Source organism: Halobacterium jilantaiense, from assembly GCF_900110535.1.
GTDB lineage: Archaea > Halobacteriota > Halobacteria > Halobacteriales > Halobacteriaceae > Halobacterium > Halobacterium jilantaiense.
Genome location: NZ_FOJA01000001.1, coordinates 1,947,069 through 1,966,350, shown reverse-complemented (window position 1 = coordinate 1,966,350; position 19,282 = coordinate 1,947,069). Strand labels below are relative to the sequence as shown.

At 71.1% G+C, this 19,282-nt stretch carries 21 protein-coding genes; 9 read left to right on the top strand and 12 right to left on the bottom strand.

Annotation, left to right across the window (positions count from 1 at the left end):
* Window positions 1-129: 129 nt before the first annotated feature.
* Complete coding sequence (locus BMW35_RS10075) at window positions 130-636, top strand: helix-turn-helix domain-containing protein (protein ID WP_089669314.1); 507 nt, start codon at window positions 130-132, stop codon at window positions 634-636.
* Here the strand turns inward: BMW35_RS10075 and BMW35_RS10070 are convergent.
* Genes BMW35_RS10070 through BMW35_RS10045 form a run of 6 tightly spaced genes read right to left on the bottom strand, consistent with a single transcriptional unit; the run spans window position 628 to window position 4,554 of the window.
* Window positions 628-1,368, bottom strand: a complete 741-nt coding sequence (locus BMW35_RS10070) for an AAA family ATPase (protein WP_089669313.1) — start codon at window positions 1,366-1,368, stop codon at window positions 628-630. The two genes, BMW35_RS10075 and BMW35_RS10070, sit on opposite strands and share 9 nt — an antisense overlap.
* 41 nt (window positions 1,369-1,409) lie before the next feature.
* Window positions 1,410-3,044, bottom strand: coding sequence for a sensor histidine kinase (locus BMW35_RS10065; protein ID WP_089669312.1), 1,635 nt, complete (start codon window positions 3,042-3,044; stop codon window positions 1,410-1,412).
* Window positions 3,045-3,078: 34 nt separating this feature from the next.
* A complete protein-coding gene (locus BMW35_RS10060) occupies window positions 3,079-3,507 on the bottom strand; it encodes an HIT family protein (RefSeq protein WP_089669311.1) in 429 nt (142 codons plus the stop codon).
* A 31-nt stretch (window positions 3,508-3,538) separates the two neighbouring features.
* Entirely contained in the window at window positions 3,539-3,994 is a 456-nt protein-coding gene (locus BMW35_RS10055; protein ID WP_089669310.1) for a thioesterase family protein, read from the bottom strand.
* 40 nt (window positions 3,995-4,034) lie between these two features.
* Window positions 4,035-4,334: a hypothetical protein gene (locus tag BMW35_RS10050; protein ID WP_089669309.1), complete on the bottom strand. Its 300-nt coding sequence runs from the start codon at window positions 4,332-4,334 to the stop codon at window positions 4,035-4,037.
* Window position 4,335: 1 nt separating this feature from the next.
* The gene (locus BMW35_RS10045; RefSeq protein ID WP_089669308.1) at window positions 4,336-4,554 is read right to left on the bottom strand and encodes a DUF7860 family protein; all 219 of its coding nucleotides are present in this window, start codon (window positions 4,552-4,554) and stop codon (window positions 4,336-4,338) included.
* 91 nt (window positions 4,555-4,645) lie between these two features.
* On the opposite strand from BMW35_RS10045, the gene BMW35_RS10040 reads away from it, so the two are divergent.
* From BMW35_RS10040 to BMW35_RS10030, 3 genes are all read left to right on the top strand, one after another.
* A complete protein-coding gene (locus tag BMW35_RS10040) occupies window positions 4,646-4,873 on the top strand; it encodes a DUF8151 family protein (RefSeq protein ID WP_089669307.1) in 228 nt (75 codons plus the stop codon).
* 58 nt (window positions 4,874-4,931) lie between these two features.
* Complete coding sequence (gene ileS, locus BMW35_RS10035; protein ID WP_089669306.1) at window positions 4,932-8,129, top strand: isoleucine--tRNA ligase; 3,198 nt, start codon at window positions 4,932-4,934, stop codon at window positions 8,127-8,129.
* Between the two features lie 95 nt (window positions 8,130-8,224).
* The gene (locus BMW35_RS10030; RefSeq protein ID WP_143052183.1) at window positions 8,225-8,446 is read left to right on the top strand and encodes a hypothetical protein; all 222 of its coding nucleotides are present in this window, start codon (window positions 8,225-8,227) and stop codon (window positions 8,444-8,446) included.
* Window positions 8,447-8,479: 33 nt separating this feature from the next.
* Here the strand turns inward: BMW35_RS10030 and BMW35_RS10025 are convergent, their stop codons facing one another.
* Genes BMW35_RS10025 through BMW35_RS10010 form a run of 4 tightly spaced genes read right to left on the bottom strand, consistent with a single transcriptional unit; the run spans window position 8,480 to window position 12,618 of the window.
* Window positions 8,480-9,067: a hypothetical protein gene (locus BMW35_RS10025; protein WP_089669304.1), complete on the bottom strand. Its 588-nt coding sequence runs from the start codon at window positions 9,065-9,067 to the stop codon at window positions 8,480-8,482.
* Between the two features lie 60 nt (window positions 9,068-9,127).
* On the bottom strand, window positions 9,128-10,825 hold the full coding sequence (locus tag BMW35_RS10020) for a b(o/a)3-type cytochrome-c oxidase subunit 1 (protein WP_089669303.1): 1,698 nt from the start codon (window positions 10,823-10,825) through the stop codon (window positions 9,128-9,130).
* On the bottom strand, window positions 10,825-11,349 hold the full coding sequence (locus BMW35_RS10015; protein WP_089669302.1) for a cytochrome c oxidase subunit II: 525 nt from the start codon (window positions 11,347-11,349) through the stop codon (window positions 10,825-10,827). The genes BMW35_RS10020 and BMW35_RS10015 overlap by 1 nt, the downstream gene beginning before the upstream one ends.
* Window positions 11,350-11,355: 6 nt before the next feature.
* Window positions 11,356-12,618 (bottom strand): halocyanin domain-containing protein, encoded by a 1,263-nt coding sequence (locus tag BMW35_RS10010; protein ID WP_089670405.1) that lies wholly within the window; start codon window positions 12,616-12,618, stop codon window positions 11,356-11,358.
* 202 nt (window positions 12,619-12,820) lie between these two features.
* Here BMW35_RS10010 and BMW35_RS10005 point away from each other — a divergent pair, with 202 nt between their 5' ends.
* Genes BMW35_RS10005 through BMW35_RS09990 form a run of 4 tightly spaced genes read left to right on the top strand, consistent with a single transcriptional unit; the run spans window position 12,821 to window position 16,895 of the window.
* Complete coding sequence (locus tag BMW35_RS10005; RefSeq protein ID WP_089669301.1) at window positions 12,821-13,006, top strand: DUF8131 family protein; 186 nt, start codon at window positions 12,821-12,823, stop codon at window positions 13,004-13,006.
* Between the two features lie 7 nt (window positions 13,007-13,013).
* Entirely contained in the window at window positions 13,014-13,823 is an 810-nt protein-coding gene (locus BMW35_RS10000) for a sulfite exporter TauE/SafE family protein (RefSeq protein WP_089669300.1), read from the top strand.
* Window position 13,824: 1 nt separating this feature from the next.
* Window positions 13,825-16,236: a heavy metal translocating P-type ATPase gene (locus tag BMW35_RS09995; RefSeq protein WP_089669299.1), complete on the top strand. Its 2,412-nt coding sequence runs from the start codon at window positions 13,825-13,827 to the stop codon at window positions 16,234-16,236.
* Window positions 16,233-16,895, top strand: a complete 663-nt coding sequence (locus BMW35_RS09990) for a DUF7546 family protein (RefSeq protein ID WP_089669298.1) — start codon at window positions 16,233-16,235, stop codon at window positions 16,893-16,895. Before BMW35_RS09995 ends, BMW35_RS09990 begins: the two co-directional genes overlap by 4 nt.
* Before the next feature lie 14 nt (window positions 16,896-16,909).
* Here the strand turns inward: BMW35_RS09990 and prs are convergent, their stop codons facing one another.
* Window positions 16,910-17,755, bottom strand: coding sequence for a ribose-phosphate diphosphokinase (prs, locus tag BMW35_RS09985; RefSeq protein ID WP_089669297.1), 846 nt, complete (start codon window positions 17,753-17,755; stop codon window positions 16,910-16,912).
* A gap of 450 nt (window positions 17,756-18,205) precedes the next feature.
* Here prs and BMW35_RS09980 point away from each other — a divergent pair, with 450 nt between their 5' ends.
* The gene (locus BMW35_RS09980; RefSeq protein ID WP_089669296.1) at window positions 18,206-18,412 is read left to right on the top strand and encodes a hypothetical protein; all 207 of its coding nucleotides are present in this window, start codon (window positions 18,206-18,208) and stop codon (window positions 18,410-18,412) included.
* 22 nt (window positions 18,413-18,434) lie between these two features.
* Here the strand turns inward: BMW35_RS09980 and BMW35_RS09975 are convergent, their stop codons facing one another.
* Complete coding sequence (locus BMW35_RS09975; RefSeq protein ID WP_089669295.1) at window positions 18,435-19,268, bottom strand: HVO_0234 family beta-propeller protein; 834 nt, start codon at window positions 19,266-19,268, stop codon at window positions 18,435-18,437.
* Between the last annotated feature and the right edge of the window lie 14 nt (window positions 19,269-19,282).

The following is a 19,282-nucleotide window of genomic DNA, read 5'->3' as shown; positions in this document are numbered from 1 at the left end:
AATCGCCGGATATCGGCCGCTTCGGCCCGTGAGAACCTACCGGTGACCGGTCGGTTCGCGGGCGGTACCGCCGTTCAGTTCGCCTCTAATCAGTGTAATTTTAAGTCTCGCCGGGAGCAAGTCCCGAGCATGGGGTTGTCAGACATCGCAGCGGGGGTGGAGGTCACGACACGCCAGCGCGAGCGCGGGGTGGCGAGCGTCGACCGCACCGCCGCGCCGCTCGCCGACCGGCTGGCGGCGCACGCCGACGACCTCCCCTGCGGGCCGGGGACAGCGGCCGAGCTGGCGGAGGCGTACGCGAGCGGCGGGAGCGTCGGCGACGCCGCCGAGGCAGTCGGAGTTGCGCCGACGACCGCCGCGAAGTGCCTGCACCGCCTCGGCTTCGAGGGGCTGACGCCGCTCTCGCCCCTGCAGCGCGATATTCTGGCGGACTGGCTGGACGCGCGGCTCTCCCGGACGGAGGCCCTGGAGTTGACGGCCGTGAGCGAGCGCGAGTTCGCGCTCGCGGCGTACGTCGCGACCCACGACCGGCTGCCCGAAGCGGCCGAAGCGGTCGAGAGCGCGCTGTCGAACGGCGAGGACGCGATGGTCGCGAAGCGGGACGCGCTGGCGGCGACGCTGCCGGAGTCAGGCTAGTTTCTCGCGGGCGGCGTCGAGCACCGAATCGTCATCGAAGTCGACGCCGATGGACTCGTCGAACAGCGACTCGGCGAGCGCCGCGACCGCCTCGGTGAACGCGCCGGTGCCGTCGAGTGCGACCGGCGCGTCCGGGATTCCGGTCTCGTCGTGGGCGGGGACGGCGAGGTCGGCGTCCGGTGGCGTCTCGGAGTGGCGGTTGGCGACGACGAGGTCGCAGTCCGCGCCGACGTCCGCGAGGCGGCCGCGGACGCGCTGGAGGCTGTCGACGCCGCGGTCGCCCGGCGGGACGACTGCGGCGACGGCGTCGCTGGCGGTGACCGCGGCGACGGCCTGGTTGGCTGCGACCGGTGGCGTGTCCACGAGCACGTAGTCGTGTTCGGCAGCGAGGTCGTCGAGGACCGTCTCGAAGCGCCGGGCCGCACCGGTCGTCTTCGCCTCGGCGAGACGCGTGAAGGGCGCAAACGCCGGGTAGACGGCGAGATCGCCGGCCGCGTCGGACGCGAGGTCGTGGCGAGACGCACTGGGGTTGGTGTCCCCGGCAAGGACCGCGGTGGCGTCCGGGTCGATGCGGCCAGCGACGTGCTGAGAGAGCCCCTGCGTCGCGAACGCGGCGTCGAACACGCCGACGCTGGCTCCGTCGCGCGCGAGGACGGCAGCAGTCTCGGTAGCGAGCCGGGTAGCGCCCGCGCCGCCGGCGACGCCGACGAGCGCGGCTGTGGTCGTCTCCATACCACAGATTCGGCTCGTTCTGATACTAAAATTTAGGCGTTTCAGTCGTGGTGTTCGGCCGGCTCGACGCCGCTGACTTCGAAGCGCGCGCCGCCGTCCTCGCCGTCCGTGGCGCGAATCGACCAGTCGTGTGCGCTGGCGATGCTCGCGACGATAGCGAGCCCGAACCCCGTGCCGGTGTCGGTCGTCGTCACGCCGGGCTCGAAGACCTCGGCGCGCTCGCCGTCGGGGATGCCGGGACCGTCGTCCGCCACGAAGAAGCCGTCCCCGGTCGCACCGACGGTGACGGTCACGTCCGGGCCCACGTGTTCGACTGCATTCCGGAAGACGTTCTCGAACAGCTGGACGAGGCGGGTGCGGTCGGCGGCGAGCGTCCGGTCACCGGCGACCCGGAGGGTGGCGCTATCGGTGTCGACGTTCTCCCACGCCGCCTCGGAGACGGCGCGCAGGTCACAGGGCTCGGTGTCGCCGATGACTTCGCCCTGGCGCGCGAGCGCGAGCAGGTCGTCGACGAGCGCCTCCATGCGGTCGAGTGCGCCGGCGACCGTGGCGAGGTTCCCGTCGCCCTCGCGGCCGTCCCGCGCGATGTCGAGGCGGCCCTGCGCGACGTTCAGTGGGTTCCGGAGGTCGTGGCTGACGACGCTCGCGAACTGTTCGAGCCGTTCGTTCTGGCGTTCGAGTTCGCGGCGGTGGCGCTCGCTCTCCGTGACGTCCGAGAACAGCAGCAGCCGGCCGATTTCGGTGCGGCCGACCGCGAACTGGTTGGCGCTCACGAGCAGCGACCGCGTCTCCCCGTCGACCTCGCGCTCCAGCACGGTCCCCTCGTCCGCGACGGCGTCTGCGACCCCGGGCAGCACGTCGGCGAACGGCCGGCCGGTCGCGCCGTCGAGTTCGGGGAACAGCTGGCGGGCCGCGTCGTTGAAGTCCCGGAGGTCGCCCTCGCCGCTGACGAACACCACCGGGTTGTCGATTTGGCCGGTGACGCGGACGCGCTCGAAGGTCCCCGTGAACAGCGAGAGCGCGCCGACCGCGAACGTCGCGACCCCGAGCGGCTCGTAGGACATGTCGACGAGCCACGGCACGCGAGCGCCGGCGACGGTGGCGGCGACGGGGAGCGCGGTGAGCGACGCCAGCACGACGAGCGGCCGGGTGTCGAGGCTGGTCTGGTCGAACAGTTCGAGCAGCATGAAGTAGCCGACGGCGGAAACCGCGTACGCGACGCCCGCGATGACCCAGTGCAGCGCCCCGCTCTGGACGGCGAGGTGAGGGAACGGCGTGGGTTCGGCGACCATCGTGAAGTAGACGCCGTGGACGGGGTTCGTGACTTTCACGGCGACGACGATGACGAAGACGGCGAGCGCGAACCGCCGGTACCGCGGGTCCTGGTGGAACGTGCGGCCGGTGTACGCCGAACAGAAGTACAGCCAGGCACCGGGCGTGCTGAACCCGGCGACGAGGCCCGCGATGTGGAAGGCGTGGGCCCACTCGGCAGTCGGCGCGAGCAGGAAGCCGACGCCGGCGGCCGCCCAGATGCCGCTGGTGACGAGCAGCGCGGCGAGCCCGCGGCGGGTGTCCGCGCTGTCGATGCGGTCGACGCGCCAGAGGCTGACGAAGCAGCCCGCCGCCGCGAGCGAGAACGCGGCGACGTAAGCGGCGAGTACGGGGTCTACGGCCACGCGCGCTCACCCGAGCGAGCCGCCGCCGACTCGGTCACTCCACTCGGTTCGCGACGTCCTCGGCGATGGCGTCGAGCTCGTCGTCGGAGAGGTCGGGGCGGCTGCCCGCGACGACGTGGATGGGGCCGCCGCCGTCGCCCTCGAAGCGCGGGATGACGTGACCGTGGACGTGGGGAATCTCCTGGCCGGCGGCCTCGCCGTTGTTGAACGCGACGGTGCTGGCGTCGGCGTCGACGGCGTCCTCGACGAGCGGGGCGAGCCGGTGGAGCGCCGCGAACACGGCGCTACCGTCGGCCTCCGGGAGGTCGCCGAGCGTCTCGTGGTGGGCTTTCGGAACGACGAGCGTGTGGCCGGGTGCCATCGGGTTCGCGTCGAGGAACGCGAGCACGTCGTCGTCCTCGTAGACGACGCGGCCGGGAATCTCGCCGTCGACAATCTGGCAGAAGATGCAGTCCTCGCTCATGGGTAAGGGGACGCACGGCGCGCCCTTAAGCCTACTCGGGGACCGAGCCCCGGAAGCGGTCGCGGTCGACGACGCGGAAGGTCAGGTCACCGGTGGCGACCGCCGCACCGTCGGACTCGCGCTCGGCGCGGACGGCGAACCGGACGTCCGGTCGGCTGACGCGAACGAGCGTCGCAGACACCGTCACGTCGCCGTCGACGCCGACCGGAGCGAGGTGGGAGATGGAGGCTCCGCGTTCGACGGCTCCGTACCCCTCGGGGAGGTGGCCGCGGAGCGCCTCGCGGGCGACGGCACCGAACTGCGCGAGCAGGTGGGAGGTGCCGAGCACGTCGACGGTCTCGCCGGGGTCGACGTCGGTCGCAGCGGGGGCACTGGGCGGGTCCTCCTGCCGGCCGAACACGGGCGTGGCGTGTTCGGCGTCGAGCGTGAACGTCGCGTCGTTGCGCACGTCGGCGTCCGCGAGCGCCTCGAAGGCGTCCTCGGGCATGGACGGGGAGACGGTGGACCGCGAGTTAGTCCTGTCGGCGTCACACGCCCTGCGCCCTGACCGCCGCCCAGAACGCGCCGACGGTGCCAGCGCCGACGACGGCGGCGACGGTCCACGCCGGGAGCGACCAGACGAGGTCGGCAGCGCCGTAGACGGCGACCACGAGGCCGGTGGCTGCGGCGGCGTTCCCGCCGTGTTCTGCTGCGTACTCGGGGTCGGTGGCTCCGGTGTAGTTCGCGAGCAGCGACGGGTCCGCACGGAGCCTGACGTAGACGCCGGTCGCGGCGACGGAGACGCCGACCAGGAGCATCATGAGCGCGGCAGCGGAGCCGCAGGGCATCTCACTCGACGAGTGGGAGCGCGATACCGAAGAGGAACGGACAGACGACGATGCCGAGGACGCCGATGATTTCGAGGTCGAGCAGCACCGTCAGCTCCCAGCCCGGCAGCCGGCCGGACCCGAGGGTCGTGCCGGCGGCACCGACGAGGAGGAGCGCGAGGCTGGCGAGCGTCCCGTACTTCGCGAGGTCTGGGTAGTCGAGGTTCGCGGCGCGTGCCATACCGGCGGTGGCCCGTGCCTCGTCGTAAATCTTCTGTGTCGAGACCGTGGCGAACGCAAAGCCTACAACGGAGAGGAGACTGACGGGGTGTATGCTCGAATCCCTGCCGGAACTGTTCGACGCCCTACTGACGCCGCTGCTGGCGGTCGTCGGCGCGACGCTCGTCGGCGGCGGCCTGTTCGCCGAGCTGCAGAGCTACTCGTCGCTCGGCGGCGGCGGCGACCTCGTCTGGGGCGTGTGGCTGGCCGTGATGGGCGCGGCAGCGGTGGCGATGGGCGTGAAGGTGTTCACCGACGCGCTCGCCGGACGGCTAGCGTAGCCCGGTCGCCGGCTGTACAACCGATTATCCTTTGAGGTGTGAGCGGGACGGTACCCGTATGAGTGGATTCGGCGACGTGCCCGACCAGTACGACCCCGAGGACGTCGAGGACCGGGTGTTCTCGTACTGGGACGACGTCGACGCCTACGAGCAGACGGTCGAGCACCGGGCCGACGGCGAGGACTTCTTCTTCGTCGACGGCCCGCCGTACACGAGCGGCGCGGCCCACATGGGGACGACGTGGAACAAGACGCTCAAAGACGCCTACATCCGCTACCTCCGGATGCAGGGCTACGACGTCACGGACCGCCCGGGCTACGACATGCACGGGCTCCCCATCGAGACGAAAGTCGAGGAGGAACTCGGCTTCGAGTCCAAGAAGGACATCCAGGAGTTCGGCGAGGACGCCTTCATCGAGGAGTGCAAGCGGTTCGCCGACGACAACCTCGACGGCCTCCAGTCGGACTTCCAGAGCTTCGGCGTCTGGATGGACTGGGACAACCCCTACAAGACCGTCGACCCGTCGTACATGGAGGCGGCGTGGTGGGCGTTCAGCGAGGTCCACGACAACGGGCTCGTGGAGCGCGGGAAGCGCTCCATCAGCCAGTGTCCGCGCTGTGAGACCGCCATCGCGAACAACGAGGTCGAGTACGAGGACGTCAGCGACCCGTCCATCTACGTCAAGTTCGACCTCGACGACCGCGAGGGCAGTCTCGTCGTCTGGACGACGACCCCGTGGACGATTCCCGCGAACGAGTTCGTCGCGGTCGACGAGGACGGCGACTACCAGCAGGTCCGCGCCACCACGGAGGACGGCGAGGAAGAGGTCCTGTACGTCGCCAGCGAGTGCGTCGACGGCGTGCTGTCGGCGGGCCGCTACGACGACTACGAGGTCGAGGCCGACCTCACCGGCTCGGACCTCGTCGGCTGGTCGTACACGCCGCCGCTGACCGAGGAGGTGCCCGCGAACCCGACGGACGCCGACGGCACCCACGAGGTCTACCACGGCGACTGGGTGGAGGCCGACCGCACCGGCCTCGTGCACTCCGCGCCCGGGCACGGCGAGGAGGACTTCGAGCGCGGCGAGGAACTCGGGCTGCCCGTGTTCTGCCCGGTCGGCGGCGACGGCGTCTACACCGAGGAGGCCGGCGAGTACGAGGGCGAGTTCGTCCGGGACGCGAACGACGGCATCATCTCGGACCTGGAGGGGCACGGCGCGCTGCTCGCCAGCGAGACCGTCGACCACAGCTACGGGCACTGCTGGCGGTGTGATACCGGCATCGTCCAGATTGTCACCGACCAGTGGTTCATCACCATCACGGACGTCAAAGACGAGCTGCTGTCGAACATGGACGAGTCCGAGTGGCACCCGCAGTGGGCGCGGGACAACCGCTTCCGGGACTTCGTGGAGAACGCGCCGGACTGGAACGTCAGCCGGCAGCGCTACTGGGGCATCCCCGTCCCCATCTGGACGCCCGAGGACTGGAGCGGCGACGTCGAGGACGTGCTGGTGGTCGGCACCCGCGAGGAGCTCGCGGAGCTCGCCGACCAGGACGTCGACCCCGAGTCCGTCGACATCCACAAGCCGACCGTCGACGACATCACCATCACCGTCGACGGCACCGAGTACACGCGCGTGCCGGACGTCTTCGACGTCTGGCTGGACTCCTCCGTGGCGTCCTGGGGCACCCTGAACTACCCCGAGCAGGAGGACGACTTCGAGGAGCTGTGGCCGGCCGACCTCATCATGGAGGCCCACGACCAGACCCGCGGCTGGTTCTGGAGCCAGCTCGGGATGGGGACCGCGGCGCTCGGCGAGGTGCCGTACCGGGAGGTCCTGATGCACGGCTACGCGAACATGCCCGACGGCCGCGGCATGTCGAAGTCGAAGGGCATCACCATCGAGCCCCACGAGGTCATCGACGAGTACGGCGCGGACCCGATGCGGCTGTTCCTGCTGTCGGTCACGCCGCAGGGCGAGGACATGAGCTTCTCCTGGGACGAGACCGGGAACATGCAGGCCGACCTGAACATCCTCTGGAACGTCTTCCGGTTCCCGCGGCCGTACATGGCCCTCGACGACTTCGACGCGAACGTCCCCGAGGCCTTCGGCGGCGAGGGCAGCGGCGTCGCCGTCGAGGACGTCGACCTGGAGGCTGTCGACGAGTGGCTGCTGTCCACGCTCCAGTCCGTGAAGGCCGACGCCACCGAGCACTGGGAGGACTACGAGCAGCACCGCGCGCTCGACGCGGTCCTCGAGTTCGTCGTCGAGGACCTCTCCCGGTACTACGTGCAGGTCGTCCGCGAGCGCATGTGGGAGGACGGCGAATCGGCGTCCAAGACGGCGGCCTACGCCACGATGCAGCGCGTCCTCCTCGAAGTCACCGCGCTGCTCGCGCCGTTCGCGCCCTTCGTCACGGAGGAGCTGTACGCCCACCTCACGGGCGACACCGGCCACGACACCGTCCACATGTGTGACTGGCCCGAGGTCGAGGAGTCCCTGCGGCAGCCCGGACTGGAGGCCCACGTCGCCGTGCTGCGCGCCGCCGAGGAGGCGGGCAGCCACGCCCGCCAGCAGGCCGGCCGGAAGCTCCGGTGGCCGGTCACGCGAATCGTCGTCGACGCCGACGACGACGCGGTCGTCGACGCACTCGACGCCCACGGCGACCTGCTCGCCGACCGCCTCAACACCCGCAGTGTCGAGGTCGTCGACCCCGGCGAGTCCTGGGGCGAACTCGCGTACAGCGCCCGCGCCGACATGAGCGAACTCGGCCCCGCGTTCGGCGACGACGCCGGCGCGGTGATGAACGCGCTCAACGACGCCCACGTCACCGACACGGACCTCGACGCGCTCGCCGACCAGGTCTCCGAGGACCTCGGAATGGACGTCGAACTCACCGACGAGATGGTCGAGTTCGTCGAGGAGACCCCCGAGCACGTCGCCGGCGCGGACTTCGAGTCCGGGACGGTGTACGTCGACACCGAACTGAACGAGGACGTGGAGAGCGAGGGGTACGCCCGCGAGGTCGTGCGCCGCGTTCAGGAGATGCGCAAGGACATGGACCTCGAGATGGACGCCGAGATTCGGCTGGACGTGCTCGTGTTCGACGAGCGCGTCGGCGAACTCGTCGCGCGCCACGAGGACCTCGTCAAGGAGGAGACTCGCGCCCGAGACCTCGGCGAGGTCGAGGACGGCTACCGCGAGGAGTGGGATGTCGAGGGCACCACGGTCGCCCTCGAAATCGAGGAGCTGTAAGGCCGGCTCGCCGCCGGCTCGCTGAGACTTCGCAGCGCCTGCGAGCGCTACGGGCATTCTTTATTATCGCCGGCCGCACTGGACGTATGTCCGCAGTGTCGACGCTCGAGTCGGCTCTCCGAACCCTCCAGCGGGTCGTGCTCGGGGTACTGCTCGCGTTTCTGGGGCTGCAGAGCTACGGCGTCGCGGTTCGCGCGCTCCCCGACGGTCGCTACGCGCTGACGTTCGCGGCGGCCGCGGCCGCCGCCGTCGCCGTCGCGCTGGTCGCAGCGCTGTTCGCGGAAGGGTGGCGAGCGGGGCGGCGACAGGCAGCGTGACGACAGAGAGCTACGGGACCGCCGACAGGTCGCCTACCCCCGTACGGGGATGTTGCCGAATCGGACGGTCTGCTGGAAGAACCGCTCGCCGCCGCCGTCCACGTACTCGACGCCGACGACGGCCATCGTCGCGGGCGTCTCGCCGTCCGGCAGGTCGTAGCTCGCCGACAGCGTCGCGGACTCGCCGACGGCGAGCCGGTCGGTCGCCGCGTCGCCGTCGACGCGCGCGCCGTCCTGCGTCGTGACGGTGCCCAGTCGGAGTTCGTACGGCCGGTCGCCGGAGTTCTCGACGTCGACGGCGAGTTCGAACCGCCAGCCGTCGTCCCGGGCGTAGACGGTCGCGTCCGCGAGCGTCTCGGCGCGGTCGGTCGTCGGCAGCAGGTCGTCGCCGACGACCGTCGCCGGCTCGGATGCCGTGGTCGTCGACGCCGCCGCGTCGTCGCCCTCGCCGTCGCCGAACAGCCACGACTCCACGAGGCCGACGAGCGTCGCGCCCTCGACGACGACCGGGATGCCGAGCCCGAGCCCGACGACCGCGCGAATCAGCCAGCGACGCGTCACGTCGCTGTCGTCGTCGCTGGCGGCGGTCGCGGTCGTCTCGTCGGCGTCTGAGTCGGGCATGAGCGTGGGGAGTGTGTCAGTTGCTGCGCGGAGCGAACGCGAGCGGGTGATTAGTGGGCGTTACACCGGGAAGCCGCCGCTACCGGGACCGAGGATGCCGTCGGCCAGCATGCTGTACAGCGGGAGGCCGTACGCGATGATGACCAGCACGACGGCGATGGCGGTCCAGACCTTGAGGTTGTCGAGGATGCGGGGGCTGTCGGCCGGCCCGGACAGCGGCGCGGGAATCGTGCCGTTGACCGAGAGCTGGCCGACGCCCGACCGCGACAGCCACGTCCCCGTCATCACGACGAGGAACATCGCGAGCGCGACGAACAGCAGCGTGCCGCCGACCGCAATCTGGAGCTGCATCTCGGAGATGCTGCCCACCACGGGGTCGAACGGCGCTGCGCCCTCGCCGCGGAACAGCGGCTTCGCGGTGCGGCGCGGCAGGCCGGCGAGGCCGCCGCGGTGCATCGCATTCGACATCAGGGTCATGCCGATGACCCAGACGAACGGCTGGACGGCGGCGATGGTCTTGTGCTGGAGCTGTTTGCCCGTAATCTGGGGGACGAGCCAGTAGGACACACCCATCATCGTCAGCGCGAACGCGGTGCCGACGGTGAGGTGGAAGTGACCGGGCACCCAGATGGTGTTGTGAATGAGGTAATTGATGTTCATCCCGGCGTTGATCATGCCGGAGAACCCACCGGCGGCGAACACGAGGCCGGCCAGCGCCATCGCGGAGAACGCGGGGTTCCCCCACGGGAGCGCGCGCAGCCAGCCGAAGTAGCCCGTGCCGCCGCGCTGCCGCGCGCCGTGTTCGAGCGACGCCACGACGGTGAACGCGGTCAGCAGCGACGGCAACAGCAGCATGAAGGTGTTCGTCATCGCGATGAACTTGAACCCTTCAGCGACGCCGGGGTCGGTGTACTGGTGGTGGAAGCCGACCGGCGTCGACAGCAGCACGAACAGCACGAAGACGATGCGGGCCAGCGGGTCGCTGAACAGTTTGCCGCCCGCGAGCTTCGGGAGGATTGTGTACCACGCGAGGTAGGCGGGCAGCAGCCAGAAGTACACGACCGGGTGGCCGAAGTACCAGAACAGCGTCCGCGTCAGCAGCGGGTCGACCTGGCTGATCCAGCCCAGCGACCACGGGATGAGGAACGCGACCACCTCGACGGCGACGCCGAGCGAGGAGAGGTACCACATCACGAACGTCGCCAGCACCATGAACGTCTGCAGGGGGATGCGTTCGTCGGGATTGTCGGCGCGCCACTGCCGGTACGTGAGGAAGTACTCCGCGCCGACGACCCACGACCCGACGACGAGCAGCGCCGCGCCGACGTAGAACGCCGGGTGGGCCTGCAGGGGCGCGTAGAACGTGTAGAGGACGTCCGCGGACCCGAACGGCAGTTCGGGCGCGAAGCCGTTCAGGATGGTGAGCGCGGCCAGCGCCGTGCCGACGAGCATCGACAGGAAGCCCGCCCAGGCGACCCGCTGGTGGGCGAGCGGACGGTCGAGGCTGCGCGTGACCGCCCACACGAAGAACCCACAGATGAGGAACGTCGTGAACACGAGCGCGAGCAGGACGCCGTGGCCCGTCAGCACCGTGTAGTACTGTGAGGCGTCGATCGGGAGCGCGTCACGGAAGTAGCCGGTCCGGTACAGCGCCTGCACGAGGCCGAACAGGCCGCCGAGCGCGAGCGCGACGAACCCGACGCCGAAGTGGTATCTGACGAGCTTCGCTTCCTCGGGGAACTTGTCGACGAACGCCATTAGTCACTCACCTCCGGAACGTCCTGCGATGCGAACTCGTCCTGCGGGACGACCTCGACGGTGCCCTCCATCGCGTGGTGGGCGGAGCCGCAGTACTCGTGGCAGACGATGTGGTGCGTGCGGGCTTCGTCGAACTCGACTGTGAGTTCGGCGACCTGCCCGGGAATCACCATCGTGTTCACGTTCGTGCCGACGAGCTCGAAGCCGTGTGTCACGTCACCGCTCGTCACGTGGAACGTCACTTCCGCGTCGGCGGGCACGCGAATCGGCTCGTTCGTGCCGGGCGCGAACGCGAACTGCCGGGCTTCGACGTAGACCGCGTACTCGCCGTCACCGGTCTGGTAGACGCCGGGCTCCCGGAAGTTGTCCGAGGCGGTCGGGTCGCCCGGGTCGACCGTTCCGCCTTCGTCTCCGACCATCGCGACGCCCGCGCCGAGCGAGCCGTAGACGATGGTGGCGATGAACGCGGCGATGAGTACGAACGCCGCGGCGAGCCAGAGTTTCTCGAATCTGTGTATCCGCATGCTTGGTCACCCCACGATGGTCGGTCCGTTCCCGAGGAACTCGACGAAGTACGTGAGCGCCCACATCCCGACCAGGATGAGGAAGTAGATGGCGACGAGCGAGAGCGTGCCGACCGGGTCGTAGTCGTCGTGCCCGATCTCGGTCTCCGGCTCGAACTCGTCGGCCTCGGGGATTTCGTCCATTGTCTCGCCGCCGGCGTCCCCGGAGTGGGAGTCGCCGGCCGGCGGGCGGTTCCGGTAGTAGTTCGAGAGGATGGGCGCGAGCATCGCGAGCAGGACGCCGCCGGCGAACACGGACGTCCAGAGCGTACTGCCGGGAATCGCGCGCTGACCCGTGCCGCCGTCGTCCCCGCCGCCGCTGCCGCCGGGTGCCGCGCCGACGACGATTGCGCCTTTCATCCCCGCCGTGAGGTGGGGCTTGCAGTAGTACGTGTAGACGCCCGGCGTCTCGAACGTGTGCGAGAACGAGTAGCCCTCGTTGTTGATCTCCTCCTCGCCGCTCCAGTCCGCCCCCTCGGGCTGGCTCTGGACGACGACGTTGTGCGTGTTCGACACCCACTCGAATGTCACCGTCGTCCCGGGTGAAACGCGGACGGCTGCCGGCCCGAACCCGAATGACCCGCCGTTCGCGTTCGCGCCGACCTCGACGGTGACCTCGTCCTGTCCCGTCTGGTCGACGGTCGACCCGTCGAAGTTGCCGGTCGCGCCACCGTCGGCGTCACCGGTGAACCAGTTACCGTAGTCGGCCTCGACGGTCGGCGCGTCGCTGCCGCCACCGCCGCCACCGCCGACGACGATTGCGCCTTTCATCCCCGCCGTGAGGTGGGGCTTGCAGTAGTACGTGTAGGTGCCCTCGGTCTCGAACGTGTGCGAGAACGAGTAGCCCTCGTTGTTGATCTCCTCCTCGCCGCCCCAGTCCGCTCCCTCCGGCTGGTCCTCGACGATGACGTTGTGGGTGTTCGACACCCACTCGAACGTCACCGTCGTCCCGGGTGAAACGCGGACGGCTGCCGGCCCGAACCCGAACGACCCGCCGTTCGCGTCCACGCCGACCTCCACAGTCACTTCGTCCTGTCCCGTCTGGTCGACAGTCGTCCCGTCGTAGTTGCCGACGCCGCCACCCTTGGCGTCGCCGGTGAACCAGCCGCCGTAGTCCTGGGCCGCGGCCGTGCCGGTCGCCGCCGCGCCGGCCGCGACCGCGGTCGCGGACCCGGCAGCGGCGCGGAGGACACCGCGGCGCGATAGTGTGTTCGTGTCCAATCTGGTCATCGTGTACACCTCACTTCGGTCTCGTTGCCGCCCGAAGGCGGCACTGCGAGTGAAGCCGGTACGGGCCCGCCGGTGTGCCGGAGCGGGGCCCGTAGCCGTTCACACCTCCGTGTTTTCGAGATGTCCTATAGCTATCCTCGCTGATTCCAAGCCTGTAGGAATCCGTCAAAAGGTTTAGGCGGAAACCGGCCAACCGCCGGGTATGAACGTGCGTCCACAGGTCGTCGCGACCATCATGCCGCTGCTGGCGCTGGTGCCGGTCGCGCTGTACGCCAACGGACAGAAGGCCATCGCAGCCATCGCGCTCGGGAACGTCCTCATCATCGCCGGCTGCCTCTACTACATGTTCTCGGAGGCGGAGGGCGACGAGCACGCCGTCGCGCACTAGTCGCGCGATGGTCACATCAGGCGTGTCGCTCGCAGCGTCCGGCGTCACCACAGCAGCCGCGAGCGCGTCCGACGCCGGCGTCGTCGCGTTCTTCGTGGTCGGTCTCCTCGGGGGCGCGCACTGTCTCGGCATGTGCGGCCCGCTCGTGACGATGTACGCCGACCGCATCGGCGACGACGCGCGCGGCCCGTCGACGCGCGCGCTCCGCCAGCACGCGCTCTTCAACGCGGGTCGCACCGTCAGCTACGCCGTCGGCGGCGCGCTGATGGGCGCGGTGGGTGCCGTCCTCGTCGACGCCGGCGGCGTCCTCGAAGCGAGCCACCTCGTCCGGGGCGTCGCGGGCGTCGTCGCTGGCGTCGTCATCGTTGCGGCGGGCGTCGGCTACGCCGCGGGCGGCCAGTCGCGGGTCGCCGCGGGCGCGGTCCCCGGGCTCGGGCGAGCGTTCGGCGTCCTCACCGAACAGGTCGCGTCGCGGGCCGACGACTGGGCGACCGGCCCCGGCATCGTCGTGCTCGGCGCGGCCCACGGCGTCATGCCGTGTCCGCTACTGTACCCGGGCTACGTGTACGCGCTCGCGACCGGGTCGCCAGTGGAGGGCGGGCTGGCGCTGGGCGCGCTCGGTCTCGGGACGTTCCCGACGCTGTTCGCGTACGGCACCGCCGTGGACGCGGTGAGCGCGACGACCCGCCGGCGCGTCCACCGCGCGCTCGGCGTCGCGTTCGTCGTCGCGGGCACCGTCCCGCTGGCGAAGGGCGCGACCGCGCTCGGGTACCCGGTCCCGCACCTGCCGCTGCCGATGCCACCGATGCCAGGCTGACATGACCGACGACTGCACACTCTGTGGCCTGCCGACGCCGGACCCGCCCGTCGCCAGCGACGGCGTCGAGGGGACGTACTGCTGCCGGGGCTGTCTGGAGGTCGCGCGCACGCTCGACGACCCGGAGAGCGCGGACGCGGACCCGGTCGACGACCTCGACACCGGCCCCGACGACGAGGACGTGGACGGCGACACGGCGTACCTCTCCGTGTCGGGGATGCACTGCGCGACCTGCGAGGCGTTCGTGGAAGCGCAGGCGACCGACGCCGACGGCGTCAAGGCGGCCGCCGCGAGCTACCCGACGGAGACGCTGAAAGTCACCTACGACGCCGAGGTCGCCGACCGCGGGGACCTCGTGGACGCCGTCGAGGGCTTGGGGTACTCCGCGAGCGCGCGGGACGCCGACGACGAGGACGACCAGTCCGAGGTCGGGCGGCTGCTCGTCGGCGGCTTCTTCGGGATGATGACGATGCTGTGGTACGTCCTCTTCCTCTACCCGGCGTACCTCGACCTGCCGTCGGCCGCCCAGCTGCTGGACCTCGGCGGCCTCGCGGGCAGCTACCTGCTGGCGAACGTCTGGCTGATGGCGACCGTCGTGCTGGCGTACACCGGCTACCCGCTGTTCCGGGGCGCGTACGTGAGTCTGCGCGCCGGCCACCCGAACATGGACCTCCTGGTGGGCATCGCGGCGGGCGCGGCCTACCTCTTCAGCACGTTCGTCGTGCTGACCGGCGGCCGCGAGGTGTACTTCGACGTCGCCATCGTCGTCGTGCTCGCGGTCACCGTCGGCGACTACTACGAGGGCCGCGTGAAACGCGCGGCGGCCGGCCGGCTCGCCGACCTCACCGAGGAGCGCGTCGACGAGGCGACGCAGCGCACCGGCGACGGCCTCGAATCGGTCGCGGTCGAGGACCTCCGGCCCGGTGACGAGGTGGTGGTCACCGCCGGCGAGCGCGTCCCGGTCAACGGTCCGGTCGTCGAGGGCGCGGCGACCGTCGACGAATCACTCGTCACGGGCGAGTCCACGCCCGTCGGGAAGGAGCCGGGCGACGACGCCGTCGGCGGCGCGGTCGTCACGGACGGTCGACTCGTCGTCGAAGTCGGTGAGGACGCCGCGAGCACGCTCGACCGCGTCGTCGAGGTGCTGTGGGACGTGCAGAGCGCACGACCCGGCGTCCAGCGGCTCGTCGACCGCATCGCCGCCGTGTTCGTCCCGCTCGTGTTCGTGCTCGCAGCGCTGGCTGCGGGCGGGCACTTCGTCACGGGCGCTGGAGCGCGGGAGGCGCTGTTGGTCGGGCTCTCGGTGCTGGTCGTGTCGTGTCCGTGCGCGCTCGGGCTGGCGACCCCGCTGGCGACCGCTCGGGGCGTCCGCGAGGCGCTGGACGCCGGCGTCGTCGTCACCGACGCGTCGACGTTCGAGGCCGCGCCGGAGGCCGACACCGTCGTCTTCGACAAGACCGGGACGCTCACCACCGGCGAGATGCGCGTGCTGGACATCGCGGGTGACGACCGCGTGCTCGCCCGGGCGGCCGCCGTCGAGCAGTACGCCGACCACCCGGTCGCCGCCGCCATCACCGACGGAGCGACGCCCGCGGGCGATATCGCCGACTTCGAGCGCGAACCCGGCCGAGGGGTCGCCGGCACGCTCACCCTCCGAGCCGACGGAGCGCGGACGGCCGAATCACCCGAATCCGCCGGAGTGGAGGTGCTCGCCGGGAACCGCGAGCTGTTCGCGGCCCGCGGCTACCGGGTCCCCGACGAGTACGCCGAGCGGGCGAGCGGCGCGCGAGCGAACGGGAACGTCCCGGTGCTCGTCGGCTGGGACGGCGAAGCCCGCGGGGTGGTCGTCGCCGGTGACCGGCCCCGCGAGGAGTGGCAGTCCGTGGTCTCCGACCTCGCCGCCGACGGCCGCGACGTGGTCGTGCTGACCGGCGACGACCCCGAGGCCGCCGAGCGCTTCCGCGACCACGACGCCGTCTCGGACGTGTTCGCGGGCGTGCCGCCCGAGGGGAAGACCGAGGTCGTGCGGTCGCTTCGGGGCGAGGGCACCGTCGCGATGGTCGGCGACGGCGTGAACGACGCGCCCGCGCTCGCTGCGGCCGACATCGGCGTGGCGCTCGACCACGCCGCGCTCGCAGCGGACGCCGCCGACGCGGTCGTCACCACCGACGACCTCGCCGCCGTGCCGCGCGTGTTCGACCTGACGGCGGCGACGAACGGCCGCATCCGACAGAACCTCGTGTGGGCGTTCTGCTACAACGCCGTCGCGGTGCCGCTGGCCGTCGCGGGCGCGCTGAATCCGCTGTTCGCGGCGGCCGCGATGACGGCCTCCAGCCTGCTCGTCGTCGGGAACTCGGCGCGGTCGCTGGTGGACTGGGACGGGCCCGGACACGGGGAGGTGGAGAACGCGTGAGCGCGGCGCTCGCCCGGCTCCGGCCCCGGCGCGAGACTGTCGGCGTGCTCGCCACGCTCACGCTCGCCGAACTCGCCGTGCTCGCCGTCTACCTCACGGCGATGCCGGTGGCGGTCACGGAACCCCGGTACGTCGTCTACCCGTTCGTCTGGCTGAACGCCAGCGCGCTCGCAGTCTGGCGGGTCACACCCCGACCGGCCAGCGGCCGCCGGCGGTGGCTCGCCGCGGGCGTCGGCGTCGCGTACTTCCTCGTGCTCGCGGCCGTCGGCGGCGTGCTCGCGGCGTCGACGGGTAGCGGCGTCACCGTCCACTGGGCGCTCCCGCCGGGCTGGGGGCCGATGGTGCTCGCCCACGTCGGCCCCGTCCGGGTCGCCGCCGCGCCCTACCGGGTCGTCGGCTACCTCGCGCTCGCCTACCTCGTGTACGCCACGCTCGTCGACGCAGAGACGTCGCTCGCGGGCGGGTTCGTCGGACTGTTCGCCTGCGTGAGCTGCACGCTCCCGCTGCTCGCGGCGGTCGTCTCCTCGCTGGCGGGCGGCGCGGTCGCGTTCGGGTCGGCGACCGCGCTGTCCTACGACCTCTCGACGGCCGTGTTCCTGCTGGCCGTCGGGCTGCTCGCGTGGCGGCCGGACGCGGCGCTCCTGGCGCGGCTTCGCTGAGAAGGGACGCGGACTCAGAGTTCGTCGGCGACGGCGGACGCGGCCGACACCCCGGAGACGGCGCGCTCGATGGTGTCTGTGCCGTAGACGGCGTCGACGCCGGCGTCCGCGAGCTTCAGCCGGGCGTTGCCCGCGAGCAGCGGGTGGACGGTGGCGACGAACACCCGGCTCGGGTCGTCGAGCGCGGCGATGGCCTCGCTCATCGTGGTGCCGGTGGCGACGATGTCGTCCGTGACGACGACGTCCCGGCCGGCGGTCTCGATCTCGCTCGGTTCGACGGTCACCTCGCTGCCGGAGTGCCGGACCTTCTCGAAGTGGTCGGTGACCCCCGAGCCGTAGGCGTCCCGGACGCTCTCGGCGAGCGCGGTCGCGCCGTGGTCTGGCCCGAGGAAGACCGGGTCCGCGAGGTCCGCCGGGAGCGGGTCGGCGAGCTGTGGCGCGGCGTCGACGCCGACCGCGGGCACGTCGAAGAAGTCGAGCACGCCGTCCTCGTGGGGGTTGACCGTAATCACGCGGTCAGTGCTCGCGGAGATGGCGCGAGCGACGGCGCGCGCCGACACCGGCTGGCCCGCCTCGAAGGCCTCGTCCTGGCGGGCGTACCCCATGTAGGGGAGGACGGTAACGACCTCGCTCGCGCCGGCCTCGCGGGCGGCGTCCTGAAGCTGGAGCACTTCGACGTGCGCGTCGCTCGTCGGCGTCGACGCCACCACGACCGCTCGCTCGCCCGCCACGCCCTCGGGAACGGTGACCAGCTGCTCGCCGTCCGGGAACGAGTCGTAGGTCACCCGGCCGAGTCGCTCGCCGGTCTCGGCGGCGAGCGCGGCCGCGAGCGCCTGACTCGAGGACCCGCTGAGTAACATACGCGAGTGGACTCGGGCCGGCGGCTTACGCGTTTCCTTTGCGTGGCTCGGAGGGAGTGCGCGGTTCGGAACGAGCGCAGCGAGTGAGAACCGCAGATGCGAACGGGGAGTGAAGCGACCCGTGAGCGAACGGAGTGAGCGAGAGCCACGGGGAACGTGAGCGGCGACCGGCGGGAGCCGCGAACAGCGTGGTCGAGCGAAGCGAGACCACGTCAGGGCGAGCGCGGAGCGTAGCGATGCGCGAGCAGCGCGCGTGGTTCGGAGGGAGTGCGCGGTTCGGAGCGAGCGCAGCGAGTGAGAACGACGTTGTTGTGAGCGGAGAGCGCGTGCTCGACCAGCGGGAGAGCACGGCTGGTCGAACGGCGAGCCGAGCGAGCCGCGTGATGGGGTCCAGAGGGGCTTGCTCGGGCAACGTGAGTACCTATCAGGCTACATCGGGACGATAGTTGCATGCCAGACATCGGGAACCCTGCTGGATTCGACGTGGCGACCGTGCTGACCGGGTCGGGGTTGACACTGCTGCTCTCCGCGGCCATCACTCGGTACGGCGACCAGTTCTCGTACTCGACGGCGGAGCTCTACGGGTTGAGCGGCGGGGTGTTCGTCGCTGTCGGCGTGCTGTTCGGACTCGCGCTGGTCGTGTGGGGGTATCGCTGACCACGGGCCAGCGGCAGCCCCGTCACGCGGCGTCGACGTGTTCGCCGCCGACGACGGTGATTGCTGCGGCGTCGGGGAGGCCGAGGCTGCGGTGGCGGGTGTCGCCGTCGTCGCTGTCGACGACGAGGGTGCCGGTGGCGGTGAGGAGGATGGTGGTGTCGACGGCGTGGGTGGCGTCGACGATGGGTTCGTCGACCGGGAGGGTTCGGTCGGTCCAGACGCCGTCAGCGTGCTCGAAGCAGGCCTCGGGTGTGGCGGCGTGAGCGAGGCCGACCTCACCGGGCGTGGCGGTGGCGGGGTCGGCGGCAACGGCGCGGAAGTCACCAGCGACATCCTCCAGCCAGCCGTTGCCGAGCGAGAAGAGGCCGTCGGCGGTGGCGGCCTGCGGGACGCCGGGGGCGGCGACATCGCGGGCGTCGTCGAGGCCGGCGTGCGTGACGCCGTCGTCGGTGAGGCGGTGGACGCCGTCGCCGGCGGCGACGAGGTCGGCGTCGAGCGCGCGGACGTCGGCGTCGACGCTGCCGCGGTCGGTCCAGTCGCCGTCGTAGTGGGCGATAGTGCCGTCCTCGCCGGCCGCGAGCACGCCGCCGTCGAAGCCAGTGACGGCGACCGCGGGGCCGAAGCCGGTCTCGGCGAAGTCGCCGCCGTCCGAGAGCAAAACGTCCTCGGCGGTGGCGACCGCGACGCCCTCGCCGGTCGCGGCGACGTCGCGAGCGTCACAGCGGACTTCGAGCGCGAACTCGCCGACCTTGCTGCCCGAGATGTGGGCGGCGGTGACGCCGAGACCGGCGGCGACGTACGCCACGAGAGTCTCGCCCTGTTCGACGAACACGCGGTCTTCACGGACGGTGGGCATACGTAGAGAGCGGG

Bases quoted from the DNA above. Each gene is read 5' to 3' on its own strand.
- BMW35_RS10075 (WP_089669314.1), top strand. From the start codon at position 130: ATGGGGTTGTCAGACATCGCAGCGGGGGTGGAGGTCACGACACGCCAG.
- BMW35_RS10070 (WP_089669313.1), bottom strand. From the start codon at position 1,368: ATGGAGACGACCACAGCCGCGCTCGTCGGCGTCGCCGGCGGCGCGGGC.
- BMW35_RS10060 (WP_089669311.1), bottom strand. From the start codon at position 3,507: ATGAGCGAGGACTGCATCTTCTGCCAGATTGTCGACGGCGAGATTCCC.
- BMW35_RS10055 (WP_089669310.1), bottom strand. From the start codon at position 3,994: ATGCCCGAGGACGCCTTCGAGGCGCTCGCGGACGCCGACGTGCGCAAC.
- BMW35_RS10050 (WP_089669309.1), bottom strand. From the start codon at position 4,334: ATGCCCTGCGGCTCCGCTGCCGCGCTCATGATGCTCCTGGTCGGCGTC.
- BMW35_RS10045 (WP_089669308.1), bottom strand. From the start codon at position 4,554: ATGGCACGCGCCGCGAACCTCGACTACCCAGACCTCGCGAAGTACGGG.
- BMW35_RS10040 (WP_089669307.1), top strand. From the start codon at position 4,646: ATGCTCGAATCCCTGCCGGAACTGTTCGACGCCCTACTGACGCCGCTG.
- ileS (WP_089669306.1), top strand. From the start codon at position 4,932: ATGAGTGGATTCGGCGACGTGCCCGACCAGTACGACCCCGAGGACGTC.
- BMW35_RS10025 (WP_089669304.1), bottom strand. From the start codon at position 9,067: ATGCCCGACTCAGACGCCGACGAGACGACCGCGACCGCCGCCAGCGAC.
- BMW35_RS10020 (WP_089669303.1), bottom strand. From the start codon at position 10,825: ATGGCGTTCGTCGACAAGTTCCCCGAGGAAGCGAAGCTCGTCAGATAC.
- BMW35_RS10015 (WP_089669302.1), bottom strand. From the start codon at position 11,349: ATGCGGATACACAGATTCGAGAAACTCTGGCTCGCCGCGGCGTTCGTA.
- BMW35_RS10010 (WP_089670405.1), bottom strand. From the start codon at position 12,618: ATGACCAGATTGGACACGAACACACTATCGCGCCGCGGTGTCCTCCGC.
- BMW35_RS10005 (WP_089669301.1), top strand. From the start codon at position 12,821: ATGAACGTGCGTCCACAGGTCGTCGCGACCATCATGCCGCTGCTGGCG.
- BMW35_RS10000 (WP_089669300.1), top strand. From the start codon at position 13,014: ATGGTCACATCAGGCGTGTCGCTCGCAGCGTCCGGCGTCACCACAGCA.
- BMW35_RS09995 (WP_089669299.1), top strand. From the start codon at position 13,825: ATGACCGACGACTGCACACTCTGTGGCCTGCCGACGCCGGACCCGCCC.
- prs (WP_089669297.1), bottom strand. From the start codon at position 17,755: ATGTTACTCAGCGGGTCCTCGAGTCAGGCGCTCGCGGCCGCGCTCGCC.
- BMW35_RS09980 (WP_089669296.1), top strand. From the start codon at position 18,206: ATGCCAGACATCGGGAACCCTGCTGGATTCGACGTGGCGACCGTGCTG.
- BMW35_RS09975 (WP_089669295.1), bottom strand. From the start codon at position 19,268: ATGCCCACCGTCCGTGAAGACCGCGTGTTCGTCGAACAGGGCGAGACT.